The sequence below is a fragment of the Natronomonas salina genome, from assembly GCF_013391105.1.
Lineage (GTDB): Archaea > Halobacteriota > Halobacteria > Halobacteriales > Haloarculaceae > Natronomonas > Natronomonas salina.
Genome location: NZ_CP058335.1, coordinates 3,040,987 through 3,066,548 on the forward strand (window position 1 = coordinate 3,040,987; position 25,562 = coordinate 3,066,548).

The 25,562-nt window shown below is 69.2% G+C and carries 29 protein-coding genes and 2 tRNA genes; 10 read left to right on the top strand and 21 right to left on the bottom strand.

Going from position 1 to position 25,562, the window contains the following annotated elements; genetic code table 11:
- Positions 1 to 33: 33 nt before the first annotated feature.
- From HWV07_RS15705 to HWV07_RS15715, 3 genes are all read right to left on the bottom strand, one after another.
- Positions 34 to 261, bottom strand: a complete 228-nt coding sequence (locus tag HWV07_RS15705; RefSeq protein WP_178332318.1) for a DUF8028 family protein — start codon at positions 259 to 261, stop codon at positions 34 to 36.
- 180 nt (positions 262 to 441) lie between these two features.
- The gene (locus HWV07_RS15710) at positions 442 to 867 is read right to left on the bottom strand and encodes a DUF8009 family protein (RefSeq protein ID WP_178335219.1); all 426 of its coding nucleotides are present in this window, start codon (positions 865 to 867) and stop codon (positions 442 to 444) included.
- 49 nt (positions 868 to 916) lie between these two features.
- Complete coding sequence (locus HWV07_RS15715; protein ID WP_178335220.1) at positions 917 to 1,324, bottom strand: acyl-CoA thioesterase; 408 nt, start codon at positions 1,322 to 1,324, stop codon at positions 917 to 919.
- A 79-nt stretch (positions 1,325 to 1,403) separates the two neighbouring features.
- Here HWV07_RS15715 and HWV07_RS15720 point away from each other — a divergent pair, with 79 nt between their 5' ends.
- Positions 1,404 to 1,619, top strand: coding sequence for a hypothetical protein (locus tag HWV07_RS15720; RefSeq protein WP_178335221.1), 216 nt, complete (start codon positions 1,404 to 1,406; stop codon positions 1,617 to 1,619).
- Positions 1,620 to 1,668: 49 nt separating this feature from the next.
- On the opposite strand, the gene HWV07_RS15725 is transcribed toward HWV07_RS15720, so the two are convergent.
- Positions 1,669 to 1,801, bottom strand: a tRNA-Met gene (locus HWV07_RS15725).
- Between the two features lie 122 nt (positions 1,802 to 1,923).
- On the opposite strand from HWV07_RS15725, the gene HWV07_RS15730 reads away from it, so the two are divergent.
- Positions 1,924 to 3,069, top strand: a complete 1,146-nt coding sequence (locus HWV07_RS15730) for a DUF7115 domain-containing protein (protein WP_178335222.1) — start codon at positions 1,924 to 1,926, stop codon at positions 3,067 to 3,069.
- A 24-nt stretch (positions 3,070 to 3,093) separates the two neighbouring features.
- On the opposite strand, the gene HWV07_RS15735 is transcribed toward HWV07_RS15730, so the two are convergent.
- Positions 3,094 to 3,465 carry a DUF5830 family protein gene (locus HWV07_RS15735; RefSeq protein ID WP_178335223.1) on the bottom strand — a complete coding sequence of 124 codons (372 nt, stop codon included), beginning with the start codon at positions 3,463 to 3,465 and terminating at the stop codon, positions 3,094 to 3,096.
- 84 nt (positions 3,466 to 3,549) lie between these two features.
- Between HWV07_RS15735 and HWV07_RS15740 the strand changes: the two genes are divergently transcribed.
- Complete coding sequence (locus tag HWV07_RS15740; RefSeq protein ID WP_178335224.1) at positions 3,550 to 4,209, top strand: TVP38/TMEM64 family protein; 660 nt, start codon at positions 3,550 to 3,552, stop codon at positions 4,207 to 4,209.
- A gap of 3 nt (positions 4,210 to 4,212) precedes the next feature.
- On the opposite strand, the gene HWV07_RS19970 is transcribed toward HWV07_RS15740, so the two are convergent.
- The 7 genes from HWV07_RS19970 to HWV07_RS15770 form a co-directional block, all read right to left on the bottom strand.
- Entirely contained in the window at positions 4,213 to 4,338 is a 126-nt protein-coding gene (locus tag HWV07_RS19970; protein WP_281362307.1) for an HVO_2523 family zinc finger protein, read from the bottom strand.
- 60 nt (positions 4,339 to 4,398) lie between these two features.
- Positions 4,399 to 7,551: an adenosylcobalamin-dependent ribonucleoside-diphosphate reductase gene (locus tag HWV07_RS15745; RefSeq protein WP_178335225.1), complete on the bottom strand. Its 3,153-nt coding sequence runs from the start codon at positions 7,549 to 7,551 to the stop codon at positions 4,399 to 4,401.
- 555 nt (positions 7,552 to 8,106) lie between these two features.
- The gene (trpG, locus tag HWV07_RS15750; protein ID WP_178335226.1) at positions 8,107 to 8,694 is read right to left on the bottom strand and encodes an anthranilate synthase component II; all 588 of its coding nucleotides are present in this window, start codon (positions 8,692 to 8,694) and stop codon (positions 8,107 to 8,109) included.
- Complete coding sequence (gene trpE / locus HWV07_RS15755) at positions 8,691 to 10,310, bottom strand: anthranilate synthase component I (protein WP_178335227.1); 1,620 nt, start codon at positions 10,308 to 10,310, stop codon at positions 8,691 to 8,693. Before trpE ends, trpG begins: the two co-directional genes overlap by 4 nt.
- Positions 10,307 to 10,933, bottom strand: coding sequence for a phosphoribosylanthranilate isomerase (locus HWV07_RS15760; protein ID WP_178335228.1), 627 nt, complete (start codon positions 10,931 to 10,933; stop codon positions 10,307 to 10,309). The genes trpE and HWV07_RS15760 overlap by 4 nt, the downstream gene beginning before the upstream one ends.
- The gene (gene trpD / locus HWV07_RS15765; RefSeq protein ID WP_178335229.1) at positions 10,930 to 11,931 is read right to left on the bottom strand and encodes an anthranilate phosphoribosyltransferase; all 1,002 of its coding nucleotides are present in this window, start codon (positions 11,929 to 11,931) and stop codon (positions 10,930 to 10,932) included. The genes HWV07_RS15760 and trpD overlap by 4 nt, the downstream gene beginning before the upstream one ends.
- A gap of 123 nt (positions 11,932 to 12,054) precedes the next feature.
- Positions 12,055 to 13,596, bottom strand: coding sequence for a hypothetical protein (locus HWV07_RS15770; RefSeq protein WP_178335230.1), 1,542 nt, complete (start codon positions 13,594 to 13,596; stop codon positions 12,055 to 12,057).
- A 255-nt stretch (positions 13,597 to 13,851) separates the two neighbouring features.
- Here HWV07_RS15770 and HWV07_RS15775 point away from each other — a divergent pair.
- Positions 13,852 to 13,926, top strand: a tRNA-Val gene (locus HWV07_RS15775).
- A gap of 102 nt (positions 13,927 to 14,028) precedes the next feature.
- On the top strand, positions 14,029 to 14,199 hold the full coding sequence (locus HWV07_RS15780) for a hypothetical protein (RefSeq protein WP_178335231.1): 171 nt from the start codon (positions 14,029 to 14,031) through the stop codon (positions 14,197 to 14,199).
- Between the two features lie 279 nt (positions 14,200 to 14,478).
- On the opposite strand, the gene HWV07_RS15785 is transcribed toward HWV07_RS15780, so the two are convergent.
- From HWV07_RS15785 to HWV07_RS15795, 3 genes are all read right to left on the bottom strand, one after another.
- Entirely contained in the window at positions 14,479 to 15,405 is a 927-nt protein-coding gene (locus tag HWV07_RS15785) for an SDR family oxidoreductase (protein ID WP_246279783.1), read from the bottom strand.
- 119 nt (positions 15,406 to 15,524) lie between these two features.
- Positions 15,525 to 16,106 carry a hypothetical protein gene (locus HWV07_RS15790; RefSeq protein ID WP_178335232.1) on the bottom strand — a complete coding sequence of 194 codons (582 nt, stop codon included), beginning with the start codon at positions 16,104 to 16,106 and terminating at the stop codon, positions 15,525 to 15,527.
- Between the two features lie 112 nt (positions 16,107 to 16,218).
- Entirely contained in the window at positions 16,219 to 16,524 is a 306-nt protein-coding gene (locus HWV07_RS15795; protein WP_178335233.1) for a lycopene cyclase domain-containing protein, read from the bottom strand.
- An 82-nt stretch (positions 16,525 to 16,606) separates the two neighbouring features.
- Here HWV07_RS15795 and HWV07_RS15800 point away from each other — a divergent pair, with 82 nt between their 5' ends.
- Positions 16,607 to 17,752, top strand: a complete 1,146-nt coding sequence (locus tag HWV07_RS15800) for a CBS domain-containing protein (protein WP_178335234.1) — start codon at positions 16,607 to 16,609, stop codon at positions 17,750 to 17,752.
- Between the two features lie 73 nt (positions 17,753 to 17,825).
- Here HWV07_RS15800 and HWV07_RS15805 read toward each other — a convergent pair whose 3' ends face one another.
- The 4 genes from HWV07_RS15805 to infB form a co-directional block, all read right to left on the bottom strand.
- Positions 17,826 to 18,482 (bottom strand): trimeric intracellular cation channel family protein, encoded by a 657-nt coding sequence (locus HWV07_RS15805; RefSeq protein ID WP_178335235.1) that lies wholly within the window; start codon positions 18,480 to 18,482, stop codon positions 17,826 to 17,828.
- 168 nt (positions 18,483 to 18,650) lie between these two features.
- A complete protein-coding gene (gene radB / locus HWV07_RS15810; RefSeq protein ID WP_178335236.1) occupies positions 18,651 to 19,355 on the bottom strand; it encodes a DNA repair and recombination protein RadB in 705 nt (234 codons plus the stop codon).
- A gap of 49 nt (positions 19,356 to 19,404) precedes the next feature.
- A complete protein-coding gene (locus tag HWV07_RS15815) occupies positions 19,405 to 19,587 on the bottom strand; it encodes a DUF8015 family protein (RefSeq protein WP_178335237.1) in 183 nt (60 codons plus the stop codon).
- A gap of 130 nt (positions 19,588 to 19,717) precedes the next feature.
- Complete coding sequence (infB, locus tag HWV07_RS15820; protein ID WP_178335238.1) at positions 19,718 to 21,526, bottom strand: translation initiation factor IF-2; 1,809 nt, start codon at positions 21,524 to 21,526, stop codon at positions 19,718 to 19,720.
- Positions 21,527 to 21,748: 222 nt separating this feature from the next.
- Between infB and HWV07_RS15825 the strand changes: the two genes are divergently transcribed.
- The 3 genes from HWV07_RS15825 to HWV07_RS15835 all read left to right on the top strand — a co-directional run bounded on the left by HWV07_RS15825 (position 21,749) and on the right by HWV07_RS15835 (position 23,362).
- Positions 21,749 to 21,988, top strand: a complete 240-nt coding sequence (locus tag HWV07_RS15825) for a PRC-barrel domain-containing protein (RefSeq protein WP_178335239.1) — start codon at positions 21,749 to 21,751, stop codon at positions 21,986 to 21,988.
- A 5-nt stretch (positions 21,989 to 21,993) separates the two neighbouring features.
- Complete coding sequence (locus tag HWV07_RS15830) at positions 21,994 to 22,449, top strand: NOB1 family endonuclease (RefSeq protein ID WP_178335240.1); 456 nt, start codon at positions 21,994 to 21,996, stop codon at positions 22,447 to 22,449.
- Between the two features lie 169 nt (positions 22,450 to 22,618).
- Positions 22,619 to 23,362: a CPBP family intramembrane glutamic endopeptidase gene (locus tag HWV07_RS15835; RefSeq protein WP_178335241.1), complete on the top strand. Its 744-nt coding sequence runs from the start codon at positions 22,619 to 22,621 to the stop codon at positions 23,360 to 23,362.
- Here HWV07_RS15835 and HWV07_RS15840 read toward each other — a convergent pair.
- Positions 23,359 to 24,645 carry a glucose-6-phosphate isomerase gene (locus HWV07_RS15840; protein ID WP_178335242.1) on the bottom strand — a complete coding sequence of 429 codons (1,287 nt, stop codon included), beginning with the start codon at positions 24,643 to 24,645 and terminating at the stop codon, positions 23,359 to 23,361. The genes HWV07_RS15835 and HWV07_RS15840 overlap by 4 nt on opposite strands.
- Before the next feature lie 91 nt (positions 24,646 to 24,736).
- Here HWV07_RS15840 and HWV07_RS15845 point away from each other — a divergent pair, with 91 nt between their 5' ends.
- Positions 24,737 to 25,243, top strand: coding sequence for a DUF8056 family protein (locus HWV07_RS15845; protein ID WP_178335243.1), 507 nt, complete (start codon positions 24,737 to 24,739; stop codon positions 25,241 to 25,243).
- 4 nt (positions 25,244 to 25,247) lie between these two features.
- Here HWV07_RS15845 and HWV07_RS15850 read toward each other — a convergent pair whose 3' ends face one another.
- Positions 25,248 to 25,508 carry a hypothetical protein gene (locus HWV07_RS15850; RefSeq protein ID WP_178332319.1) on the bottom strand — a complete coding sequence of 87 codons (261 nt, stop codon included), beginning with the start codon at positions 25,506 to 25,508 and terminating at the stop codon, positions 25,248 to 25,250.
- Positions 25,509 to 25,562: the final 54 nt, after the last annotated feature.

The window sequence follows — 25,562 nt, forward strand, 5'->3', positions numbered from 1 at the left end:
GGGGGACGATCGACCCGTGGTGGGCGGGAGTCGCTACTGTCCGTAGTCGTGACCGACGACGAGGGCGACGACGTTCCCGACCAGCAACGACGCGAGCGTGACGTAGTCGACGCCCGTGTCCAGCCCGTTGTACAGCAGCGCGAGCGAGCAGAACGGGAGGATCACGGCGGCCCAGAAGGCTCCCGCCTTCAGGGGCTCCGGCACCGTCGAGCGCTCGGTCGTGACGACGCCGTGGTCGTTGGTCGACGTGGAGGGACTCATTACGATTACCCCAACAACTGGTAACCACTAATAACCGGTCGAGCATTCGGGTCGTTTCGGCACGTTTTACGACGCCATATCGAGCCAGATGGACCTTTCACGAAGCGACGAGAGGCGGTTAGAACTTTCATTACCACTTCTGATTGGTTTCCTTGCGACTGGTCGGAGATCGGCTGTCGGTCACCCCAGCGTCGTCACCGCGACCTCGATCGGCCCCGCCGGCGTCTCGACGGTCGCCGCCTCGACGATGGCGCCGGCGACCGCGGTCCGCCAGGCCTCCACGGCCCGCTCGTGCCGCTGTCGGTGGCGCTCCGGCGAGTACGTCAGCGACGGGTCCGAGCGGAGCGCGTCCTCGGTGTCGTCGGGCGTCGGCAGCGGCGGTGCGGACTCGACCAGTCGCTCCGGCGGGACGTGCAGCGGCTCCGGGGAGTCGTAGTCGCTCTCGGCGCCCGCGAGGTGCAGTCGCGCGCGCATCCGGCCGCCGAACGGCGGCGTCACCCGGAGGACCGCGCCCGCCTCGCGGCGCTCGTTGGCCTCGAGGGCGGTCACCACGTCGTCGGTCGTCACCGCGAGGGTGTGGACGACCGTCGGGTCGTCTGACGGCACGGTCGGAGACGGGGCTTCGGACCGCAAGAGCGTGTCGGCACCGACGCCGCTAGAGCGTCGGCTCGAACGCCCGTATCTGTTCGCGCCACTCCTCGGGGAGCGGACACGACCCCTCCCCGCCCCAGGCCACCTGCACCGACTCGCCCGTCGCGGCCGGTTCCGACGACTCGCCGGCGTCCACCCGGTAGGCCATCTCGATGCTCGAGGTCCCGAGGTCGGTGACGCCGCAGGCGACGCGGACGGACCCGTCCTCGAGGGTGATCGGCCGCCGGAAGTCCAGGTCGACGTGGGCCAGCACCATCTCGCGGGCCTCGAACGGCAGGTCGAGGGCGCGGTCGAAGTAGCGGACCCGCGCCTGCTCGAGGTAGGTCCCGTAGACGGCATTGTTGACGTGGCCGAGCGTGTCGAGGTCGCGGTACCGCACCGGCAATTCGACGTCGAATCGGAACGACTCCATACCGGGACGCCGGCCGGGACGGCGAAGGGCGTTACGTCTCCACCCGAACGCTCATGGGGGGTGCCCCCAATCGGCTCCCATGGGCCGGCTGCTCCAGGAGTCGCTGTACGGGCTGATCTTCGTCGTCTGCGTGGTGGCGACCCTCCTGGCGACGGTGGCGTTCCTGGCGCCGACCGTCCTCCCGGAACCCTTCGCGACCGCGGCCGCCGAGAGCCACATCTGGATCGTCGCGACCGCCTCGCTGACGATCCTGGGGATGCTGTTCGCGCTGCTCGTGCTCCGGCGGTTCGTCTGAGCGGTGGTCGGCGTGGCGACTCTCGATGGGGCGACGCTCGAAAATGTAGTGCCCGGGGAGGGCTCCGAACCCTCGATCTCCGCATGTCCCAGGAACGAGGCGCAGGCAACGCCTCGGGACATCGCGGTTGCCGCCTCGTAACCCTATGAGTGCGGCGCTATGTCCAGCTAAGCCACCCGGGCTCGTTTTCCGCTTGCCCGCTCGCACCCTTCAACCTTCCTATCCGCGTCGGGCGGTTCCGTGGCGCCGACACAGAAGCTTACACGGGCGGCGGTTTTAAGCCGGCCTGCGGGTACACCAACCCATGGACGAACTCCCGGAACTGCTCGTCGAGACCGTCGGGGGCGAGACGGTCGCCGCGACGGTCGACCTCGGCGGGGGCGACGTCGTCGCGGTCACGCCCACCCGGACGCACCTCTACCGCTCGGAGGGGCTGCTCTCCGACGAGTCCGTCGAGACCTACGCCCACGACGTCGAGCGGTTCGCGATCGACCACGGCCGCCGGAAGACCACGCTGCGGTTGCAGAACCTCGACGACGAGACCTCCCTCACCCTCCCCGCCTCCGTCGTCGACGAGGTCGTCGCGGCGATGCTCGAGGGCATCCTCCGGACGGCCGGCGTCGTCGACGACGAGGAGACCGTCGAGGCGCAGTTCCGCTTCAGCGAACTCACGCTCGTCGTCACCGACCGACAGCTCCTCAAGCACATCGGCAGCGCGGTCTGGGACGACGAGTTCGAGGCCTACCACTACGCGGACCTCGACGGCCTCGACTTCGAGGAGGGCAGCGTCGCGACCCAGGTCGTCGTCGAGATGGACGGCCGACAGCAGCGCGTGAAGGTACCGAACGACCACGCCGGCCGCGTCCGCCAGGAGGTCCAGAGCGCCGTCTTCGAGTTCCACGGCGTCTCCTCGCTCGGCGGCCTCCGCGCCGCCGTCGCCGAAGAGGACGTCGACGAGGACGCCGAGAACGACGACGGGACCGACGAACCGACGGACGCCGAAGGCGAGACCGAGAGCGACCCGGAACCGGGGGTCGACGACGGCGGAACGGAGGTCGACGCGGACGACGACGCAACCGGGAGCGACGACGCGGAAGACGGGCTCGTCTCCGCCGACTGGTCGCCGCCGGCCGACCAGGACATGAACAGGGACGACGCGCGGATGGGCGACGCCGGGTCCGCGACCGCCGAAACGGAGAGCCCGACCGGCGACGCGGTCGCGGACGCCGCCACCGCCGACGGGGAACCGGCGGCGGCCGGCGGCACCGCCTCGGTGCCCGACGTCTCGAGCGTCGGTACCGACGCCGACGGCGCCGCCGGGACCGACGTCGAGGCGCTCGCCGAACGCGTCGACGCCCTCGCCGAACGCGTCGACCACCAGACCGAACTCATCGAGGCCCAGCAGGAGACCATCGAGCAGCTCGTCGAGGAACTCCGCCGCGGCCGATAGCTCCGCTCCCCCGCCCTTCTCGTCCTACTCGCGGCCCGTGACCTTCCGGATGCACGACGAACCGAACGGTCCGTGCTCGCCGGCCTCCAGCTTCATGAAGTAGCCCGTCGAGATGGAGGCGCCGCAGCGCCGGCAGTCGAACTCCCCCTCCCGGGAGACGACCTCGCTCTCGAAGCTGAGGAACTGCCCGCCGTTCGGCTTCACCGTGTCCCCCTCGCGGGTGATGTGGCCCCGCTTCTCCGCCTCCTCGAGGATGGCCCGCGTCGTTTCCGGGTGGGCGGTCACCGTCTCGATCCGGTCGATCACCTCCGGCAGCGGCAGCTCCGCGTGCTCGAGTCGGGCCAGCAGCTGCACGCCGAGTTCGACTGCGTCGTCGCCGGGGTCGGCCTCGTCCACACCGGCGTCAGGGCGCCGGTCAGCTAAAAGTCACCGGGTAACCGCACCACAAGAGGTTTGCCGGACGGCGGACTCGCCGTAGACGTGAACCGCGCGACCGCCCGCCAGCTCGCCGGCATCGGCGCCGTCGCCGCCGTCGCCGGCGCCGCCGCCCTCGCCACCTCGCCGTCGGCGCTGTTCGAGCACGCCGAGACGCTGGCCCGGCGGCCCGCGCTCCTGGCGGTCGCGCTCCTCCTCGTCTACCTCGTCCGCCCACTGCTCGCCTGGCCCATCAGCGCGCTCTCCATCCTGCTGGGCTACGTCTACGGTCCCGTCGCCGTCCCCGTCGCGCTGGCCGGCGCGGTGGTGACGACGCTGCCGGCCTACGCGACCGCCCGCTACTTCGGCCACGACGCCGGCCTGCTGGCCCGCGTCGGCGACGCCGGCGCGCTGGTCCGGAAGACCACCGGCGACCTCCGCGGGGTGATCGCCGTTCGCCTCGCCCCGCTCCCGACCGACCCCGTCTCCTACGCCGCCGGGCTCGCGGGCGTCCCGCTGCGCCCCTACGTCGTCGGCACTGCCATGGGAGAGGGCCCCTGGGTCGTCGCGACCGTCCTGCTGGGCGCCTCGATGGGGCAGTTGACCACCGTCGGGCTCACCGGCGACCCGCTGTTGCTCGTCACGACCGTCGCGCTCGCGGTGCTGCTCGCGCTGTCGGGGCCGGCCTACCGGCGGCTGGCCGAGACGCGCGCCGGCGCGCAGTAATTGTCAGAAAAGGAAGGGGTCGCTGCAATCGACCACGACTCCGTGCTGCGGACAGACGTACTTGCAGTGGCGCTTGAACAGCTGGGCGCCGCACATCGGGCAGGGTCGACCGCCCTGCTCGTCGGTCATAGTGGAGACGCGTGCGACCGCGTGAAAAAGGCTCCGTCGCGAGGAACTCGCCGCGCTAGCTCAGCACTCCGACCAGCCGCAGGACTCGCAGGTCTTGCAGCCCTCGGAGTAGTACAGCGTCATGCTGGAGCACTCCGGGCACTCGGGGGACTCCCCGGACTCGATGAGCGACTGCGTGGCGTCGTCGGCGCCGGCCGCGTCGTCGTTCGGCGAGGCAGCCGACGAGCCTGAAGCGGACACCGCGCCGCCGTCTGTCTCAGGAGCGGAGGCGTCGCGCCGCGTCGCCTCGTCGTCGTCGGTGCCCTCCTCCTCGGCGATCTCGGTGAGGTTCTGCTGCTGGGGGTAGGCCTTGTCGACGTCGCCGTCGAGGTACCGCCGCATCGCGGTGCCGACGGCGTCCGGGATGGAGTTGATCTGCTCGCCCTTGTCCCAGGCGACCTTCGGCGACCGGATGCCCTGCAGCTCCTCGGCGATCTCCTCGGGGTCGACGCCCGAGCGCAGCGCCGTCGAGATGGTCTTCGCCAGCGCCTCGGTGAAGCTGGCGGTGAAGCCGCCGGAGTTGCCGATGTTGGCGAACAGCTCGAACGGCCGACCCGTCTCGGGGTCCTCGTTGATGTTGACGTAGAGCTTCCCGTAGCCGGTGTCGATGCGCTGGGTCACGCCGTGCAGCACGTCGGGGCGGGGCCGCTTCTTCCCGAGGTCGACCTCGACGTCGAGGAGCCCCTCGAGGTCCTCCCCGAGGGCGGCCTCGACCTCCTCGCTGTCGAGGAAGCCCTCGATGCCGCCGAAGATCTCCTCGATCTGGGCGACGATGGCCTCGGCGGCCTCGTCCTCGTCGGCGAACTCGGCGTTCTTCGCGCGCGTGGTGAGCACCTGCTTCGAGCGGGTGCCGTCGCGGTAGTAGGTGACGCCCTTGCCGCCGTGCTCGTAGATGTACTCGAAGACCTCCTTGGCGTCCTCGACGGTGGAGTCGTTCGGCGCGTTGACCGTCTTCGAGATGGCGGAGTCGACGCCCGCCTGGCAGGCGACCTGGACGCCGGCGTGCTCCTTCGCGGAGAGGGCGCCCGTCGTCACGAACAGCTCGCCGACCGCGTCCGGGACCGTCGTCAGCCCGGTGACGCCGTCGAACTCGTTGTTCGCCATCTGCTCTTGGGCCTCCTCCTTGACGGCGTCGACGTCGATGTCGTTCTCCTCCAGGACGCGGAGGAAGTAGTCGTCGAACTCGACGAGCATCTCGTCGCCCTGGACGTCGTCGGAGACGTTCTTGTAGTAAGCTACGTTGTAGATGGGCTCGCAGCCGCCGGTGGTGTTCCCGACCATCGAGGTGGTGCCGGTCGGCGCGATGGTCGTCGTGTTGTGGTTGCGGATCGGGAAGCCGTCGGCCCACTCGTCGGCGTCGAGGCCGGTCTGGTGCTCGAACCACTCGCGGTACTCGGTGGGGTCGGCGTACTTGCTGTTGTCCCACTCCTCGAAGGCGCCGCGCTCCTCGGCGAGCTCGTGGGAGGCCCACTTCGAGCCGTGGTTGATGTGCTTCATCAGCTGGCGGGCGACCTCGTTGGAGGAGTCGCTGCCGTACTCCATGCCGAGCTGGATGTACAGCTGAGCCAGCCCCATCACGCCGAGGCCGATCTTCCGCATCTCCCGGACCTTCTGTTCGATCTTCGGGACCGGGAAGTCCGACATCGTCACGACGTTCTCTAGGAAGCGCGTGCCGAGTTCGATGCGGCGGTCGAACTCCGCCCAGTCGATACCCTCCTCGAGGAAGGCCTCGATGGCCGCCTCCGTCGAGTCGTACTCGTCGGCGTGGCGGTCCTGCCAGACGCGCCAGTCGGGGGCGTCCTCGGCGACCAGCGTCGAGAGGTTGATGTGCCCGAGGTTGCAGGCCTCGTACTCCTCGAGGGGCTGCTCGCCGCAGGGGTTCGTCGCGAGGATGCGGTGGTCGGGGTGCTCCTCGACGTCGAAGGAGTGCTCCTTGTTGACGCGCTCGAGGTAGATGACGCCGGGTTCGCCGTTCTCGTGGGCGCCCTCGACGATGTGGTCCCAGAGCTTCTCGGCGGGGACGGAGAGCTCCTCGCCGACCTCGACGTGCTCGCCGAGGCCGAACATGTCGTACAGTTCCTTCGTCTCGGGCGTCGCGACGTGGGCCTCGCCCGTGCGCGGGTTGGTGAAGGTGAACTCCTCGCCGTTCTTCACGGCGTCCATGAAGTCGTCGGTGATGCCGACGGAGATGTTGAAGTTAGAGAGGTGCCCCTCGACGGCGTTCCGGAGGTGCTCGGGGACGCGGCCCTCGTCGTCGATGAGGCCGCGGGCCTCCTCGAGGGCGTCCGCGAAGGAGTTGTGCGTGAAGTCGTCGGGGTCGTTCAGCCGGAGGGTCTCCGCCAGCGAGACGTCCTTGTTCTTCGCGTGGAGGAACTGGATGACGTCGGGGTGGGAGACGCGCATGACGCCCATCTGGGCGCCGCGGCGGGCGCCGCCCTGCGCGATGGTCTCGCACATCTGGTCGTAGGTCCGCATGAAGGTGATCGGGCCGCTGGCGATGCCGCCGGTAGAGCCGACGGCGTCGCCGTAGGGCCGGAGCCGCCAGAAGGCGTAGCCCATCCCGCCGCCGCTCTGGAACACCTGGGCGGCCTCCTTGGCGGTCTGGTGGATGTCGTCGATGTCGTCCTCGGGGGAGTCGACGAAGCAGGCGGAGAGCTGCTGGAGTTCGTCGCCGGCGTTCATCAGCGTCGGCGAGTTCGGCATGAAGGAGAGCCGCTCCATCAGCTCCTGGAACTCGTCGGCGGTCGACTCGACGTGCTCGCGGATCTCGTCGGGGAGCTCGTCGACGAGCGTGTCGTAGGCGAACTTGTTGACGTTGTAGACCGAGAGGGTCGTCTCGGCGTCGGCGTCGGCCGTCACGCCCTTCCCGAAGACCTCCTCGGCGAGTTCGTCGCGGCGCGGGTGGTCGGGCTTGAGAAGGTCGGGGGTGACAGTCACCTCGACGTCGCGCTTCTCGGCCTCGAAGACGGCCTCGGCGAGGGCGATGTTCTTCGCGACGCGGTCGAAGAGGTCCTCCTGCTCCTCGATGAGTTCGCCGTCGGCGTCCTTGCGGAGGTACCGGGCCGGCAGGATGTTGTGGTAGGCGTTGCCGGTGAGGCGGTCCTCCAGGGTCTCCCCCTCGGTCCGTTTGATCGGGAGCGTGATCTCGTCCGCGGAGGGGTCCGCGCCCGACATCACTCGGCCCTCCGCGCGTGTACGTCTGTTCTCTGGGCGATACCTCGGCTAGCGAGATGGGTGGCGTGGGTCATCTATAACGACGAGTTCCTGTTGTGCAATCCTCTTAACCCTTCGGCATTCGTGGGGTCGTTTTGTCGACTTTCCGATACAGTCCAGGGGCACTGGTTGGTTCTCCCCTCCGGCGTGATGCGTGTGCCCGTACGCGTACGACCAGAGTGATTCGCCGGGATTCCTATAATGCTGTCCAGACCGAGGTGAAAGTGGAATTAGCTTCCGGATAATCGCACGACGTGAGCGGCGTTTCCATCGGAAACAATCGGGGGCTGTGAGGCCCGCTGACACGCCCGCTAGGACCGTCTTGCCGGAGGGTCGCGACCGTCGGCCGGCTCCGGACGACGCGAATCGCCCGAGGGAGCGCCGGATCCGACGCGCGTAATTATACGTATTATGACACACGTAACCGACCCCCTGTGAAGTCCCTCTCGACGACGTATCAGCATCCGAGGTGCCGCGATAGGGAACGGGCGTCTGACAGGTGACCGGGACTAGACACTACCGGACCGTCGACAGGAAGTTCGCGATCAGGTCGTGGCCCGCGGCAGTCAGGACCGACTCGGGGTGGAACTGGACGCACTCGATGGGGTGGTCGCGGTGGCGGACCCCCATCACCAGCTCCTCGCCCTCGTGGTCGGTGGTCGCCGAGACCTCGAAGCACGCCGGGACGTCGAGTGCGACGAGCGAGTGGTACCGCCCGCCCTGGAACCCCTGTTCGAGCCCCGCGAAGACGCCGTCGCCGTCGTGGTCGACCGGGAACGCCTTCCCGTGGATGGGTTCCGGCGCCCGGTCGACGGTGCCGCCGTACTCGTAGACAGCCGCCTCGAGGCCGAGACAGACCCCGAGCGTCGGCACCGCGGGGCTCACCTCCCGGAAGACGTCCAGCGTCACGCCGACGTCGCGGTCGTTCTTCGGGTGGCCGGGGCCCGGCGAGACGACGATCCCGTCGGGGTCGACCTCCCGGATCTCCTCCAGGGTCGCCGTGTTCCGGACGACCTCGGTGTCGACGCCGTCGTGCTGGCTGACGTACTCGACGAGGTTGTAGGTGAACGAGTCGAAGTTGTCGACGAACAGCACCCGTGTCATCGGGGCACCTCGCCCGTCGCTTCTCTGGCCGCGTCCCCGGCGGACGCCTCTCCCGATCCCTCGATGCGCTCCAGGGCGACGAGGACGCCGTCCATCTTCTTCTCGGTCTCCTCGTACTCGCTCTCGGGGTCGGAGTCGGCGACGATGCCCGCGCCGGCCTGGACGGTCACCCGGTCGGTGCCGTCGACGCCGCGGCCGCGCTCGACCGTCGCCGTCCGGATGACGATGGCGAAGTCGGCGTCGCCGGTCCAGGAGTAGTAGCCGACGCCGCCGCCGTAGAGCCCCCGCGGCTCGCGTTCCAGCTCGTCGATGATCTCCATCGCCCGGATCTTCGGCGCGCCGGAGAGGGTGCCGGCGGGGAAGGCCGCCCGCGTCGCGTCGAAGGCGTCGTGTGACTCGTCGAGCCGTCCCGTCACCGTCGACTCGATGTGCTGGACGTGGCTGTACTTCAGGACGTTCATGAACTCCTCGACCCGGACGCTGCCGGCCTCGCCGACCCGCCGGACGTCGTTGCGCGCGAGGTCGACCAGCATCGTGTGCTCGGCGCGTTCCTTCCCGTCGGCGAGCATCTCGCCGGCCAGCCGGCGGTCCTCGACGGGGCTGGTCCCGCGGTCGCAGGTCCCCGCGATGGGGTTGCTCATCACCTCGCGCCCGCGCACGGAGACGAGCGTCTCCGGGGACGCCCCGACCACCGCGAGGTCGTCGTAGTCGAGGACGTACATGTACGGCGAGGGGTTGACCTCGCGCAGCGCCTCGTACAGCCCCAGCGGGTCGACCTCGCCGTCGAGTTCCCGCTTCCGCGAGACGACGCCCTGGTAGATGTCGCCGTCGAGGACGTGCTCCTTGGCCCGCCGGACCGCGTCCTCGTAGTCGTCCTTCGGGCCGGCCCGCTCTTCGACCGGCCGGAAGCCGCCCGTCCGCAGCTCACCGGCGTCGGCGAGCAGCGACTCGACGCGGTCGACCTCCGCCGTCAGCTCGTCGTATATCTCGCCGGGGTCGTCGGACTCGTGGACGAGCGGCGTGAACACCAGCGAGACGGTACCCGCGGCGTCGTCGAAGACCAGCGTCTTCGTGTTGAGGACGAACTGCGCGTCCGGGAACCGCGAGTCCGGACGCTCCAGGCCGACCTCCTCGAGCCACAGGTCGTAGACGGCGTCGTAGGCGAGGAAGCCGACGAGGCCGCCCTGCAGCTGCTGGCGCTCCGTCTCGGGGAAGTTCCGCAGCGGGACGTCGGGCAGCGACTCGCGGAGCTTCGCGACCGCGTCGCCGCCGTTGGGGTCCAGCGCCCCCTCGTACCGGGCGTCGAGGACGTCGACCGCGGCGCCGTCGTCGCCGTCGACCGTCACGACCGCCGCCGGGTCGTAGCCGACGAACGAGTAGCGGGCGTGGCGGTCGGCGCCGTGGCCGGCCGTGAACGCGCCGTCGGGGTCGCTGGAGGCGACCTTCTCGGCGCTCTCCAGCAGGAAGGCGTACTCGCCGGCGTCGGCGTCGGTCGTCCGGCCGGTCAGGGCGGCGTAGGCCGCCAGCGGCTCCGGGTCGGCCTCGAGGTCGGCGACGGCGCGGACCACCGCCGGGCCGTCGCCGGCGAGGTCGACGAACGCCTCGCGTCCGATCACGGTCTCCCTCCCGCGGCCTCGACGAACGCCGCGACCGCCTCCGAATCCTTCCGGCCGGGCTCGGACTCGACGCCGCTGGCGACGTCGACCGCGAAGGGGCGGACAACCTCGACCGCCTCGGCGACGTTCTCTGGGGTGAGCCCGCCGGCCAGCACGACCGGCGACGACAGCGAGTCGACCAGCTCCCGGGTCCGCTCCCAGTCGTGGGTCTCGCCGGTGCCGCCGGCGCCCGCCTCGTCCAGGGAGTCGACGAGCAGCGCGTCCGCGACGGTGTCGTAGTCGGGCGCCTCCTCCGGCGAGGCGGCCTTCACGACGTCGCCGTGGACCTTCGCCGAGAGGTAGGCGAGGTCGCCCGGAGTCAGGTCGCCGTGGACCTGCACGACGTCCGGCTGGACGCGCGAGGCCAGGTCGACGGTCGCCTCCGGGCGATCCGGCATCGTCACGAGGACGGTCGTCACGAACGGCGGCGTCGCCCGGGCCAGTTCGACGGCCCGCTGGTCGGCGATCTCCCGGGGCGTGTCCACCGAGACGTCGACGATGAAGCCGACCGCGTCGGCGCCCGCCTCGATCGCCGTCTCGAGGTCCTCGCGGGTGGTGACCCCGCAGACCTTCACCCTCGTCATGGCTCGAACTCGCGGAGCGACGCCAGCTGCGCCGCGGCCGCCCCGGAGTCGATGGCCTCGCGGGCGGCGTCGACGCCGGCGGCCAGGCTGTCGGCCTCGCCGGAGACGTAGATTGCGGCGCCGGCGTTCGCGAGGATGATGTCGCGCTTCGCGCCGCGGATCTCGCCTTCGAGGATGCCGCGCATGTCGCGGGCGTTCTCGGCGGGCGAGCCGCCAGCGACGTCCCCGAGGTCGTGGACGTCGATACCGAGGTCCGCCGGGGTGACGGTGTACTCGGTGACGTCCTCGCCGTCGACCTCCGCGACGGTCGACTCGCCGTGGACGCCGATCTCGTCGAGCCCGGCGCCGTGGACCACCAGCGCCCGGTCGATGGCCATCCGCGAGAGGGCGTCCGCGAGGACGGGGACGAGCGCCTCGTCGTAGACGCCGACGACCTGCGCGTCGGCGCCCGCGGGGTTCGTCAGCGGCCCGAGGACGTTGAAGACGGTCCGCATGCCGAGTTCCTTCCGCGGGCCGATGACGGCCTTCATCGCCGGGTGGAAGACGGGCGCGAGCATGAACCCCATGCCGGTGTCCTCGATGCAGTCCTCGACGGCCGGCGGTTCGGCGTCGATGGTGACGTCCAGCTCCTCGAGGACGTCCGCGCTCCCCGACGACGAGGACACCGAGTAGTTGCCGTGCTTGGCCACCGGGACGCCCACGCCGGCGACGACGAACGAGCTCGTCGTCGAGACGTTGATCGTGTCGTGGCCGTCGCCGCCGGTCCCGCAGGTGTCGACCAGCGGCGACCGGTCGGGGTCGATGGTGCGGGCCGCCGCTCGCATCCCCTCGGCGAAGCCGGCGATCTCCGACTCCGTCTCGCCCTTGGCGCGCAGCGCCGCCAGCAGCGCGCCGATCTGTGCCTCCGTCGCTCCCTCGAAGACGGCGGTGGCCGCCTCTCGCGCCTCCGCCTGCGAGAGGTCGCCACCCTCCGTCACCCGTTCGATGTAATCCTTCATAGTGAACACCAATGACCAATACTGCGTTACGATGTACAAATAAGTACACCAGCTTAAGCCTGTCGCTACGGCGACCGCTGGCGGGCGGACAGACACGGAAGAAGCGTCACCGGCGAGCCGTCGTCACTCCCCGGTCGGCGCGGGGAACGCGGGGGCGTCGACGAACTGCGGGAGGCCCCGGGTGCCCGGCTGGCACTCCTCGCCGTCGCAGTCGACGACGACGCCCAATCGCTTGTTCAGCAGCCGCACGTCGTTCTCGGCGAAGGCGGTCGTCCCGTTGTCCTGGTAGCGGACGCGCGGGTCGACCGCGTACTCCTTCTCGCCGTCGTGGAGCGCGAGCTCCTGGTCGACGTCGCCGAACTGCGAGGTCCCGAGCACGCCGGTCATCCCGGAGACGCCGGGACCGTGTTCGTTCGAGTCGTTCAGCGTCGCCTCGTAGTAGATCAGCACGACGCCGCCGCCCTCGTACTGGCCGCTGCGAGCGACGCTCACGTCGCCGGCCGGCTCGACGCCGTCATCGGCGGGGTTGTACGACGGATCGTTCGGGTCCTGGACATCGCACTGGTTCGGGGCGGCGCCCTCGACGATGCCGGCAGCGGCGCCCGGCGTCACGACGCTGGTCGGCAGCCCCGGCGGCTGGGCTTCCTGTGGCAGGTCGCTGACCCACGGCACCTGCTCGTAGGGCACGTTCTCGTTGACCTGCTCGGGGACGTCGGTGCAGACCTCCTGCGGGAACGGTCCCTCGGTCTCCTCGCTGCTCTCGTCCTCCGCGGTCGGCGCTGGGATCGCGGGGTAGTCGGCGAACTGCGGGAGGCCCCGGGTGCCCAGCTGGCACTCCTCACCGTCGCAGTCGACGACGACGCCCAGGCGCTTGTTCAGCAGCCGGACGTCGTTCTCGGCGAAGGCGGTCGTGGCGTTCTCCTGGTAGCGGACGCGCGGGTCGACCGCGTACTCCTTCTCGCCGTCGTGGATGGCCAGTTCGGTGTCGGCGTCACCGAACTGCGAGGTCGCGAGACCGCCGACCATCCCGGAGACGCCGGGGCCGTGCTCGTCGGACTCGTTCAGCGTCGCGTCGAAGTAGACCAGCGCGACGCCGCCGTCCTGGTACTGACCGGAGCGGGCGACGTCGTAGTCGACCGCGGGATTCACCTCTTCCTCGGTCGGGTCGTAGGAGGGGTCGTTCGGGTCCTGGACGTCACACTGGTTGGGGGCGGCGCCCTCGACGATGCCGGCAACGGCGCCGGGCGTCACGACGCTGGTGGGAACGCCCGGCGGTTGGGCTTCCTGTGGCAGGTCGCTGACCCACGGCACCTGCTCGTAGGGCACGTTCTCGTTGACCTGCTCGGGGACGTCGGTGCAGACCTCCTCCGGGACCGGTTCGTCGTCGCTGCTCTCCTCGGGGTTCAGTTCTGGGGTATCGTCCGCCTCCGGCGCTTCGACGCCGGGGTCGGTCGTCTCGTTCGCGTCCACGTCTCCCTCGACATCGAGGCCGTCCTCGCCGGCAGACACGGAGACGTCGTCGCCGACGTCGACATCGACGCCGTCGCCGTCGAAGGAGACGCCAGTGCCATCGGCCGCCGCGACCGGGGCCGCGGTGAACCCGATCACGAGCACCGTCGCGATCAGACACGACACCGTCGCGTTCGCTATACTATTGGTACCCATCTCTAGACAAACGATATCTACTTGGATGCATCACAGTTGTGGCCGGTATGTCGGGGCATTTATATAGGGTCGTGTCCCGAAACCGGGGAATCGACTCCGAGCGTGCTCGGAGGACGGTTTCGGGAATCCTGGGCCGGCAGGTGGCCGTCTGTATCGGGGGAGTCGTCGCCGTGGAACACGGTGCCGTGCGGGTGGTATTCCGAAAGCTTCAATTACGTCACCGGGTTACGGTGGAGTGCGGACGAACGCCAGCACGGGTTCGTGGTCTAGGCTGGTTATGACACCTCCTTGACATGGAGGAGGCCGGCAGTTCAAATCTGCCCGAACCCACTCCCTTATTGCGGTTCCACCTCGGATACGGCGGATAGACCACTTTCACTCCGCTTATCTCGGATTTACGGTCCGTCGTGTCTTGCACGAAGGTATCCGACCATGGACTGCCCAGAATGCGATACGTCTGCCGACAGGGAGAAGAGATGGCTGAATAGCCAGGAGTACACCGAGGTCCTGTCGTGCTCAGACTGCGGGTGGAAGATCGAGACGATGAGCACCCTCGTCAGCAGGGACAGGGAGAAACGGTGGATCGGCGAGGAAGTGCTCTGACGTCTCGACCGGTTCGTTACTCGTCGGGTTCCGGGACCAGGTCGTCATCGCCCCGCTGGTACGCTGGCTTCGCAAGGTATTCTCGAATCTGTTCCAGGTCCTCGTCGGTGATCCCGACCTGTGTCATCGCGTCGACGTAGGTCGGTGAACCGGATGAGCGCCAACCCTGAGATGTCTGGGGTCCGCTATTTCGAACGCGAGCTACTCGAGGGAGACGATTTCTGGATGCGTGTGCGATGCCTACCGAACGTCTGCAGAAGACCCGGAGACGCGACGTCCTTACGCCTCGACGTCGACGTCGGCCAGCGGCTTCCCGATGTCGAGCAGTTCGGCGCTCCGCTCCCAGAGCTCCCGCTGGGCCTCGACGTCCATCGCGTCCGAGGCGGGACGGCGCTCCCGGCACCGCGAGAAGTACTTCCCGGTGACGCCGGAGACCTCCTCGGAGGCGGCGAGGTAGACGACGGTCGCGGCGCCGTCCTCGACGGAGTCGGTCATCGGGAACTCCCCGGCGAGTCGGCCGACGAACGGCGCCGGCTCCGGGAGCGCCCGCGAGAACTCGCTGCCGGGGATGATGCCGGGGTGCAGCGAGTTCGAGGTGACGTTCCGGCCACTGGCGACGAGCCGCCGGGCCAGTTCGTTCGAGAAGCGGAGGTTCGCGAGCTTCGAGCGGCAGTAGGCGGCCCAGTCGGAGAGCCCCGACACCGCGGCGAGGTCGTCCAGGTCCAGCGTCGCGATCCGGTGGCCGATGGAGGACGTCGTGACGACCCTGGCGCCGGACCCGAGTGCGGGCAGCAGCTCCGCGGTCAGCTGGTACGGCGAGAGGTGGTTGATGTGGAACGTCTTCTCGACGCCGAGGTCGGTCGTCTCGCCCGGGTCGAACAGCCCGCCAGCGTTGTTGCAGAGGACGTCCAGTTCGTCGACGGACTCCGTGACCGTCTCGGCGAGGTGGGAGACCTCGTCGACGTCCGCGAAGTCGGCGGAGACGAACTGCGCGTCCGCGCCGATCGACTCCAGTTCCTCGACGGTCGCCTCGCCCTTGTCGTGCTTCCGGCCGTGGACGATGACGTCCGCGCCGAGCCGGCCCAGCGCCAGCGCCGCCGACCGCCCGACGCCGCTGGTCGAGCCGGTCACCAGCACCGTCTTGCCGGTCATGTCGACGTCCTCGACGTCGGCCTTCTCCTCCGGGTCGCGTTCGATGCCGAGCATGTTTATTTCGGGTTCGAATGGACGTCGTATTGATAGTTGCGCATCGCTGCGCGAGAAACGGCGGTCTCCGGGCGGACCTCGCCGAGAAAAGTATCGCCGTTCGTCAGGGACCGTCCCAGCTACAGCGCCTGCAGTTCGCCGATCGGGAGCCCCTCGACGGGATCGACCGGGAGGTCGCCGTCGGGGAGATCGTCACCCGGCAGGTCTTCGCTCGGCAGTTCGTTGCCTGGGAGTTCGGGAACCTCTTCACCCGGCACCCCGTCGCCCGGCAGGTCATCGCCCGGGTTGTCGGGAATCGGGTTCGCTCCACCACCCGGTGCGACGTAGTCACAGGCCTCCTGAGGGTTCTGCGCCGATTCGGGGCTGACATCGCAGGAGACGCTCCCGTTGATCGTCTCCCCGGCGACCCCGCCCGCACCCGCAGCGGAGACGTTCAGGGTCTGCTCCGCCGCGTCGCCGCTGACGGCGCCGCTCCCCTCTGCGCTGCCCGGTCCGCCGTCGACGGCGACGGCACCGCTACCACTGCCGCCGCTGTCGCTGGTTTCGCTATCGAGCTCTACGTCCACCACCGCGTCGCTATCCTCCTCGGCTACTCCGACCGGACCGAGGCCGACCGCGGCGGCCGATCCGGCGAACATCGCGACGACGCCGAGCGCCGCCGCCAGCGTCACGACCGTCCGCACCGTGATTCGTGCTGTCATGCTACAACTAACTCACAATTAGTTAAATGCAAAGCGGTTACTCGGAGTATAGACGGCTCTTTAAAAGAGTAGCTGGTGGCCGCGAGATGTATTCGTACTAAGCGAAGAAGGGCTATTCCCGGAACTCCTCGAGCGCCTCGGCGGTGCCGACCACCATCGACGGCACGACGAACATGAAGACGTGCTCCTCCAGGGGGATTCCGGCGATCTCGATCCCGGTCCGCAGCGGGATGTCGAAGACGCCCACCGCGAGGGTGTACCGGTCCCACGCGTACGCGAAGGGGTACAGGACGAGGCTGACGCGGAGGGCCTTCCGCACGGAGTTCGTCCGCCGGAGCAGCGCCAGCGCGACGCCGCCCCAGAGCAGTTCGGTGACCAGGTAGGTGTATCGCCCGAAGACGCTGATGTCAGGCCGCATATCGGAGCGTCGGCCGCGACACATAAAGTTTGGGCGGGGAGTACTTTGAAGAGTCCGCGCGGCGAACTTCCCGGGGTGAGAGATGAATATCGCTGATATCGCCACCCCGGAGTACATCCAGGTGGACGTCGACGAGCGGCTCGGCAAGGTCCGATCACACTTCGATCAGGAGAACCCGAAGGGTATCATCGTCACCGACGACGGCGAGTACGAGGGCATCATCACGGAGCGACAGCTCCTCCAGTCGCAGATCGACGACGACGCCAAGGTCCAGGTGATCGTCCGAAACAACGTCCCCCGAGTCGGCCGGACCGACGACGTCCGGGACGTCGCCCGGATGCTCGTCGAGGGCAACACCAAGGTCGCCCCCGTCTTCGAGAACGGCGAGCTCTGGGGCATCGTCACGGAGGACGCCATTCTCGAGGCCGTCTTCGAGAACCTCGACGTCCTGACCGTCGAGCAGATCTACACGGAGGAGGTCGTCACCCTCAACGAGGACGACCACCTCGGGAAGGCCATCAACTTCCTCCGCGAGCACGGCATCTCGCGGCTGCCGGTCCTCGACGACGCCGGCAACCTGACCGGGATGGTGACGACCCACGACATCGCCGACTTCGCCATCCGTTCGATGGAGCGCCAGCACAAGGGCGACCGCTCCGGCGACCTCGACCGGATGCTCGACCTGCCGGTGTACGACCTGATGAACAGTCCGGTCGAGACCGTCCCGAGCAACGCCAGCGTCCTCGACGCCGTCGAGACGATGTTCGAACACGACTACGCCGGGCTCGTCGTCACGCCGCCGGCCGAGGAGGACGTCATCGCCGGCATCCTCACGAAGACGGACATCCTCCGGGCGCTCACCTACACCGAGGAGGAGAGCATGGACGTCCAGATCACGAACGTCAACCTGCTGGACACCATCTCCCGGGAGGACATCCGCGCGGCCATCACCGAGGTCTCCGACAAGTACCGGGACATGCAGGTCCAGCACGCCCACGTCCGCTTCCACGAGCACAAGGAGAAGCTCCGCGGCACCCCGCTCGTGCAGTGCCAGATCCGGATGCGGACCAACCGCGGCCAGGTCGCCGGCACCGGCGAGGGCTACGGCGCCGAGACCGCCTTCCACGTCGCCGTCGACAAGCTCGAGCGCAACGTCCTCGAGCTGAAGGGCACCCGCGCCGACGAGGAGTACGAGGGCCAGGTCCTCAGGAAGCTCGGCGAGCTCTGAGGAGGCCCACGTTCTCGCGTCCCGTTCTCGCACCGATCGATTCGATACGTCCCGTCCATTTCCGGACACGGAGTCACCGGTTCATGAGTCCCAGGTCCTGTATCGACGGGAGGTGCCAGTCGTACGTGACCGCGACCAGCCGCGTTCCGACGGTGACGCCGGCACAGATCCCGGCCGCAGTTCCCCCGGCCGCGCCGAGTACCCCCGCGACGAGGTACGCGACCGCACCCAGGACGGCGCAGCTCGCGTAGAAGTCCTCGAAGAGGATGAACGGGGCGCGATCGAGCAGGATGTCCGCCAGCGCGCCGCCGCCCACGGCGTTGATCGTCGCGATGGCGACGACGCCGAACGCCGAGACGTCCGCTCCGGAGGCGACGATCGCACCGGTCGCCGTGAAGGCCGCGAGCCCGATGGCGTCCGCGACGAGCGAGATCGGATGCGTGTCGGGTTGCGGCAGGACGACGCTCAAGGAGATGGCCAGGCCGACCCCGAGGAGCCCCAGACTGATCTCGATCGGCGACTGCAGCGCCAGCGGGGTCCGCGTCACGAGGAGGTCCCGCGTCGCACCGCCCGCAAACGCCATCGCGAGCCCGACGATGGTGATCCCGAGCAGGTCGAACTCCTCGCGGATCGCCTTCGACGACCCGACGAGCGCGAACGCGACCAGCCCGATCGTGTTCATCACGGCGAACGGGTCGCCGAAGAGGACCGCGAAGAGATCCTGGCTCACTGCCCGTGCCTATGAGACCCGGTCTAATGAGTGCTACGCGTCGAGAAAAGAAGCCCTCCGAGCCCGCGTCGTCTCCGTCCAGCACTGGCTCCCCACGGTGACTCCTCCCTGACGAACCGGACGTGCGACCGATTTGTACGTCTCGCGACCGAGTGGACAGGATCGACCCTAGACGCTCCCCTCTTCGACTTCCTCCAGCCCCTCGTCGGTGATGCGGAACCGGGCCGTCTCGCCGGCCGCCTTCGCGCGGTGCTTCTCCAGGGTCGCCCGGCGGTTGCCCGCGCGGAACCGCTCGAGCCGGACGACGGCGCCCGACCAGTGGGTGAGGGTGTGCCCGCCGAGCGGCCTGGGCCGCGAGGAGTCGGACTCGGGGTCGGAGTACACCTGGTTCGTGATGACGACGGCGAGGTCGTGCCGGCGGGCCAGCGACAGCAGGTGGGTCACCTGCTTGGCGACCTTCCGGAGCGTCTCGCCCTCGTCGGCGTCGTGCCGTTCGAGGCGGTAGAACCCCGTCGCGCTGTCGAGGACGATCAGGTCGACGCCCTCGGCGAGGTCCGCCGCGTCGCGGACGGCCTCCTCCTGTTCGCCGAAGTCCAGGGCATCCGTGATGATGACGCGGGAGGCGAGGTCCTCGACGTCGTCCTCGCCCACCTTCGCGCGGGCGAGTTGCTCGAAGCGGTCGATGGAGAGGCCCTCGGTGTCGATGTAGAGGACGCTGCCGCCCCCGGCCGCCACCTCGATGGCCGCCGACAGCGCCAGGTTCGTCTTCCCGGCCGCCGGCGGGCCGTACAGCTGGGTGACCGACGCCCGCTCGAAACCCCCGCCCAGCAGCTCGTCGACCGTCTCACACCCCGTCGAAATCGGCTCGCTCACGGCTCTTCCTTCGCCCCGTTCCGTAAAAAACCCCGGCAGTCGCCCGCGCTCACTGCGGCGGGACCACGAACAGCGAGACGAGGACGAACAGCGCGGCCAGCACGCTGCCCAGGCCGACGCCGACCGCCAGCGGGATGGCCAGCAGCCACCCCGCCACCGCGCCGCCCGCGACCGACGCCGGCATCGCTGCGAGCAGTCCGTCGTATCGGGTCGGCGTCGTGTTCGTCGTCACGACTGGCCCTTCGAACTGGAGCTAATTAAATCTCATTACTGTCGCGGCGCCGTCGATGGTGGGGTCAGTCTCGGGTCGTCGCGAGGACTGTGGATCGGTCTGTGGCGTCGTTCGGACTCCGAAAAACGCCTTACTTCCCCCAGAAGGGGTCGCGCTTGCGGTGCTTCTCGAGGTACATCCGCAGCGCCTCGAGTTCGTCGGCGGGGACGTCGTCGGCCAGCTCCTGTTCGAGGATCTTGGCGTGCTTCTCGGGGATCTCCGTCCAGAGCTCGTCGCCCTCCTCGATCTGGCGGCCGACCGTCGGGCCGTCGATGGAGGCGGCGACCTGCTCGCCGGCGCGGGCCTCGTCGACGTCCTCACCGGCGTCCTGCAGCGACTTGAGGTCGCCGACGCGGGTCGGCTCGTTGCCCTCCCACTTCACGACCTTCGAGTTGCGCTTCAGCGTCCCCGACAGCACCTCGACGCCGACGACCGCGGGGTCGGACTGCCGGAAGGTGTGGTCCTTGAGGATCTGGAACCGGCAGGGCCGCTGGATCTTGTCGAGGACCTGCTCCTGCTGGGCGCGCTCGACGGCCGCGACGTGCTCGGAGTACTCCTCGACGAGCTGGTAGATGACGTCGTCGACGTACAGCTCGACGTCCTGCTCCTCGGCCTCGCGCTCGGCGTCCTCCAGGACGTCGACGTTGAACCCGAGGATGGCCTCGTGTTTCGGTTCGTCGGCGGTGGAGGCGACGGCGACGTCCCGCGGCGCGACGTCCCCGACCTCTGCGCGGACGATGGGCACCTCGGCTTCGGCGAGCGCGGCGCCGATGGCCTCCAGCGAGCCGAGGGTGTCGGCCTTGACGACGACGCCCTCCTCCTCGGTGGTGACCTCGATGTCCGCCAGCTCGGCCTCGACCTCCCCGATGACCGCCTCGACCGGGCGGTCCCGGACGACCCGGACCGGCGCGCCGGCCATCGCGTCGTCCAGGTCCGGCGCCGCGATCTTGACCCCCGCCGCGGCCCGGACCTGGTCGACCTGCTCGAACTGCTTCTCCGTCCGTATCTCCGCGAGCGGTTGCGGCTGCAGCAGCGCCCGGACCTCCGTGACGATGGGGTCGTTCTGGCCGCCGACCACGATGGTGTCGTTGGCCTTGATGGTGCCGTCGTACAGCACGATGTCGACGGTGGCGCCGAAGCCGCGCTCCTCCTTGACCTCGAGGACCGTCCCGACGCCCGGTCCGCCGACGTCGATGGACATCTCCTCCTTCAGGTAGCGCTGGGAGAGGCCCATCAGGACCGTCAGCAGGTCGGGGACGCCCTCGCCGGTCTCGGCGGAGACCGGGACGACGCCGATGTTCTCCCGGAAGTTCTGGACGCGCCAGTACATGTCCGCGGAGAACCCCTCGTCGGAGAGCTGGCCGATGAGCTCGTAGAGGCTCTCGTTGAGCCGGTCCTCGGCGCGGTCGCTCTGCAGTTCCATCGTCTGCTGGACCGGCATGTCCTCGTTGGGGTTCCAGCCCGGGACGGTGTCGATCTTGTTGGCGGCGACGATGAAGGGCGTCTGGGTCCGCTTGAGGATGTCGATGGCCTCGTGGGTCTGCGGCTGGAAGCCGTCGTTGACGTCGACGACGAGCACCGCGATGTCGGCGAGGGCGCCGCCGCGGGAGCGCAGCGTCGAGAACGAGTGGTGGCCGGGCGTGTCGATGAACAGCAGCCCGGGCAGGTCGAAGTCGTCCGGGTCGACGAGCGCGCCCGCGATCTCCGAGATGGTCTCCAGCGGGACGGCCGTCGCGCCGATGTGCTGGGTGATGGCGCCGGCCTCCCCCGCCGTCACGGCGGAGCCGCGGACCTCGTCGAGCAGGCTCGTCTTCCCGTGGTCGACGTGGCCCAGCACGGCCACGATCGGCGTCCGTAACTCGGCTCCGGCCCCGGCGTCGGTGGTGTCGGCGTCAGACATTGAGAAGAGCCCCGTTACGTACCAGTGGCCTCCGGCGGCATATAACGGTTTCAGTATCCGACGACCCCCGACGGCGGGTGGAGGCGGCCTCGGCCGGGTCGACGCCGACGTCGACCTCTCCGGCCACGCCCGGTGACCGGGGCCGGCGTATCGCCCGACCGGACGGCCGAGGCCGGCTTCGAGACCCGAACGTTGATAGCGACCCGCTCGTTACGCGGGTGTATGTCAGAGCTACTCGCGGAGAACCTCTCCGATAAGGAGGTCATGGGTTCCGACGGTGCCAGCCTCGGCACGCTGTACAACGTGACGATGGACCTGAAGACGGGGTCGCTGAAGGACCTCGTCGTCGACCCCGGCGAGCGGTCGGTCGACGCGGGCTTCGAGAGCGACGAACACGGCAACGTCCTCGTGCCGGTCAGTCACGTGCAGGCGGTGAAGGACACCATCGTCGTCGACCGCTGATCTCGATGCAGGTCCTCGACTCGTCGGCGTTCATCGACGACCACACGACCGAAGACCAGATCGCGACCATCCCGATGGTCCGGGAGGAACTGGAGGACGAGGCCGGCTACCGCTTCGACGCCCTCGAGGGGTCCGGCATGCGCATCCACATCCCCGACCCGGGGACCGTCGAGCGCGTCGAGCGGGCGGCCCGCGAGACCGGCGACGCCGACGCCCTCTCGCGGACCGACGTCCGGCTGCTCGCGGCGGCCTTCGAACTCGACGCGACGCTCGTCACCGACGACTACGCGATGCAGAACGTCGCCGAGAAGCTCGACGTCTACGTCGACGTCATCGCCCAGGAGGGCATCGACGAGCAACTCGACTGGCAGTTCCAGTGTCAGGGCTGCGGGCGCACCTTCGACGACCGCCGCGACCGCTGTGAGATCTGCGGCAGCGACCTCGAGCGCAAACGCCCGTAGTCGGCTCTTCGACGCCTATCCCGACGGACTTCTCGATGATATCCGCTCGTCGAGCCCATATTGTACTGCTAGTTCACCACGCTCTCAACGGGACGAGTGACCGTTCCGGAGACGAACCAAGCACGCCAGACTGACAAGGTTAATCGGGTCGGCGACGGTACAACAGACAATGAGCGTCTCGAATGAGCGGGAATCGCCCATCAAGGCTGTCGGTGGTGCGACGTTCCTCGGCCTGACGGGGCTCTTCGTCGGCGTGTTGCTCAGCATCATTGCACTGGGCCTCCTGAACCCCTTCGTCACGATTCGGCAAGGCTCCGGGCTGTCGAACGCCGTCACGCTCGTCGCACAGGGCGCAGGACTCGTCGGCGTCGGCGTCGTCTATCTCTCGATGCGTGAACTCTCGGCGTCGTACCTCCGTCTATCGTGGCCCTCGGCTCGGGACGTGGTGTGGAGCGTGGCTGCGACGATCGGGTTGTTCGCAGTGCTGGCCGGCCTGAACTTTGTCATCCAGCAGTTCGGACTGTCGTCGGCCGGGCACTCCGTCGCCGAACAGGGCCAGGAGAACCCCGCGCTGCTTCTCCCCCTGATCCCGCTATCGGTCCTCGTCACCGGGCCCGCCGAGGAGTTCCTCTACCGGGGCGTCATTCAGACCCGGCTGAAGGAAGCCTTCGACGCCCAGGCAGCAGTATTTCTCGCTGCAGTCGTCTTCTCGCTCGTCCACGTTCCCGCCTACGGGATGGGCGGTCTCGACTCGTCGCTGGCAACCACGCTCGCCATCCTCTTCGTCCTCGGCGCGGTGCTCGGTGCGGCCTACGAGTACACCGGCAACCTCGTCGTCCCCGCCATCGCCCACGGCATCTACAACGCCGTCGTCTTCGGCTCGATATACGTCGAGGCCACGGGGATCTTCTAGTCGATCCGCCGGACCGTCTTGTCGGCGACGGCGTCGGCCTCCTCGAAGTCGCTGGCGCCGAGCAGGCCGCGGGCCGCGCGCTTCCCCCACTCGACGGCCGGCTGGGTGAACGTGGAGACGCCCGCCAGCTCCCCGTACAGCACCGTCGCCACCTCCATCCCGTAGAGGAGCTCCCCGACGCCCTCGGCGTCCAGGCGGTCGACCTCCACCCTGACGTTCGGCTGGCCGGCGGCGGCCAGGGACGCCTCGGTCGCCTCGAACTCGGCGTCCAGTAGCTCGCCGAGCGTGCTTCCGCCGAGGTACGACAGCTCGTCGACGCCCGGCTCCGGGATGGCGACGTCCTCGCGCTCGCGCGGCCGGACGAGCGTGACGAGCTTGTCCTTGCGGCCGGCGCGGTACAGCTGGAGCTGCGAGTGCTGGTCGGTCGCGCCGAGGGCCCGCGCGGGGGTCTGCCCGAGGCCGTCCTTCCCGAGGCTCTCGGCCCACAGCTGGGCGAACCACTCGGCGTACGGCTCCAGGGCCTCCGCGTAGGGGACGAACGCGTTGACGGTCGCGCCGCGCTGCTCCAGGGCGTACGCGACGGCGCCGTAGGCGTACGCCGGGCAGTCGAACAGCGACGGCGCCAGCGACGCCCGACCGGTCGCGCCGCCCTCGAGGACGCCCTCGACGTCGCCGCCGAGCGCCGCCGCGGGGAGCAGGCCCACCGCCGATAGCGCCGAGAACCGCCCCGGGACGCCCTCCGGCACCCGGCAGGTCGGCAGGTCCTCCTCGTCGGCGAGTTCGCGGAGCGGCCCCGACTCGCCGGTCGTGACCACCGTCCGGTCGGCCCAGTCGACGCCCGCCTCGGTCATCGCCTCGCGGACGACGAGGAAGTTCGCCAGCGTCTCCGCGGTGGTGCCGGACCGCGAGACGACGTTGACCAGCGTCTCCTCCAGCGGCAGGTCCTCGAGCAGCCGCCGGGTGTGGGCCGGATCGACGTTGTCGAGGGTGTAGTGGTCGTCGAGCCCCAGGGCGGCGGTGATCGTGTCCGCGCCCAGCGCGGAGCCGCCGATACCGACCGTCAGGACCGCTTCGGGGTCGAACCCCTCGACGGCCGCACGGATCTCCCCCGGGTCGGTGTCCTCGGGGAGCGCGAGGCTGGCGTAGCCGAACTCGCGGCCCTCGACGCCCGCCTCGATCTCCTCGTGGAGGGCGGCGACGCGCTCGTCGAGGCGTTCGAGCGACGCCTCGGAGACCCCCGGTGACGCCTCGGCCGCGAGCGCGTTGCCGATGTCGACGTTCATACGCGTTGGGCGGGGGCCGGCCACAAAGGCCTTGGCGAAACGTCGGGTCCCGACCGGGCCGTTTATTCGCCCGTCGCGCCTACCGCCGGCCATGAGCGACGAGTACTCGGGGCTGATCGGGGCGTTCCCCTACGCCTTCCGGCGCAGCGACTCGCTGCTGTTCCGGGCGTACGCGCTCGTCGGCGGCCTGCTGGCGGCCGTTCTGGCTGTCTTCTTCCTTCTAGCACTGATTAGAGCCATCGCCTCGACGGCCACGCTCCAGGGCGGGACCATCACCTTCGTCCGGTCGATCTTCGTCGTGTTCGGGTTCCTCGTCGTGGCGCCCATCGTGGCTCCGATCCTCTTCGTCGCCCGTCGGCACCGTCGGGAAGGGAGCGACACTAACTACGACGCTGCTCTGGCCGTCGCCGGTGTCTTCTACGTCTTCACGGTGTTCCTCGGCGGGGTCGCCTCGACACCGCCGGAGTTCCGGAGCGACGTGACCGGACCCTCGAGGCCGGTCGTCGAGGCGCTCTACGCGATGCCGGAGGCCCTCTCGTGGACCATCCCGCTGGCCGGCGCCGTCCTCGTCTACCTCGTCCACCGCCGGTTCCGGTGACCGGTCAGGCGTCGGCGTCGCCCGACGGCGACTGGACCTTCCGCTTCAGGTAGAGCGCACCTACGCTGGCCGCGGCGAGGCCGGCCGGTACGAGCAGCAACTCGGTCGGACCGGACAGCGCATACTGGAGGCTGGCCCCCGCCATCACGGCGAAGACGATCGAGAGCAGGCCGGCGATGGGGGCGACGAACTGAGTGGTGGACGGTCCCTCGTCGGCGTCCCCGTTCCCGTCCCCGGTCGCCGCGTCCTCCGTCGGCTCGGTCATACGCGACCCTGGCGCGCCCGCGACTAATACCCCCGTGACTCGCCGACCGCTCCC

Bases quoted from the DNA above. Each gene is read 5' to 3' on its own strand.
- HWV07_RS15795 (WP_178335233.1), bottom strand. From the start codon at position 16,524: ATGCGGCCTGACATCAGCGTCTTCGGGCGATACACCTACCTGGTCACC.
- HWV07_RS15845 (WP_178335243.1), top strand. From the start codon at position 24,737: ATGAGCGACGAGTACTCGGGGCTGATCGGGGCGTTCCCCTACGCCTTC.
- HWV07_RS15850 (WP_178332319.1), bottom strand. From the start codon at position 25,508: ATGACCGAGCCGACGGAGGACGCGGCGACCGGGGACGGGAACGGGGAC.
- HWV07_RS15780 (WP_178335231.1), top strand. From the start codon at position 14,029: ATGGACTGCCCAGAATGCGATACGTCTGCCGACAGGGAGAAGAGATGG.
- HWV07_RS15760 (WP_178335228.1), bottom strand. From the start codon at position 10,933: ATGACGAGGGTGAAGGTCTGCGGGGTCACCACCCGCGAGGACCTCGAG.
- trpG (WP_178335226.1), bottom strand. From the start codon at position 8,694: ATGACACGGGTGCTGTTCGTCGACAACTTCGACTCGTTCACCTACAAC.
- HWV07_RS15770 (WP_178335230.1), bottom strand. From the start codon at position 13,596: ATGGGTACCAATAGTATAGCGAACGCGACGGTGTCGTGTCTGATCGCG.
- HWV07_RS15835 (WP_178335241.1), top strand. From the start codon at position 22,619: ATGAGCGTCTCGAATGAGCGGGAATCGCCCATCAAGGCTGTCGGTGGT.
- HWV07_RS15745 (WP_178335225.1), bottom strand. From the start codon at position 7,551: ATGTCGGGCGCGGACCCCTCCGCGGACGAGATCACGCTCCCGATCAAA.
- HWV07_RS15790 (WP_178335232.1), bottom strand. From the start codon at position 16,106: ATGACAGCACGAATCACGGTGCGGACGGTCGTGACGCTGGCGGCGGCG.
- HWV07_RS15840 (WP_178335242.1), bottom strand. From the start codon at position 24,645: ATGAACGTCGACATCGGCAACGCGCTCGCGGCCGAGGCGTCACCGGGG.
- HWV07_RS15730 (WP_178335222.1), top strand. From the start codon at position 1,924: ATGGACGAACTCCCGGAACTGCTCGTCGAGACCGTCGGGGGCGAGACG.
- trpD (WP_178335229.1), bottom strand. From the start codon at position 11,931: ATGAAGGATTACATCGAACGGGTGACGGAGGGTGGCGACCTCTCGCAG.
- HWV07_RS15785 (WP_246279783.1), bottom strand. From the start codon at position 15,405: ATGCTCGGCATCGAACGCGACCCGGAGGAGAAGGCCGACGTCGAGGAC.
- HWV07_RS15825 (WP_178335239.1), top strand. From the start codon at position 21,749: ATGTCAGAGCTACTCGCGGAGAACCTCTCCGATAAGGAGGTCATGGGT.
- HWV07_RS19970 (WP_281362307.1), bottom strand. From the start codon at position 4,338: ATGACCGACGAGCAGGGCGGTCGACCCTGCCCGATGTGCGGCGCCCAG.
- HWV07_RS15715 (WP_178335220.1), bottom strand. From the start codon at position 1,324: ATGGAGTCGTTCCGATTCGACGTCGAATTGCCGGTGCGGTACCGCGAC.
- HWV07_RS15705 (WP_178332318.1), bottom strand. From the start codon at position 261: ATGAGTCCCTCCACGTCGACCAACGACCACGGCGTCGTCACGACCGAG.
- HWV07_RS15800 (WP_178335234.1), top strand. From the start codon at position 16,607: ATGAATATCGCTGATATCGCCACCCCGGAGTACATCCAGGTGGACGTC.
- HWV07_RS15830 (WP_178335240.1), top strand. From the start codon at position 21,994: ATGCAGGTCCTCGACTCGTCGGCGTTCATCGACGACCACACGACCGAA.
- HWV07_RS15720 (WP_178335221.1), top strand. From the start codon at position 1,404: ATGGGCCGGCTGCTCCAGGAGTCGCTGTACGGGCTGATCTTCGTCGTC.
- infB (WP_178335238.1), bottom strand. From the start codon at position 21,526: ATGTCTGACGCCGACACCACCGACGCCGGGGCCGGAGCCGAGTTACGG.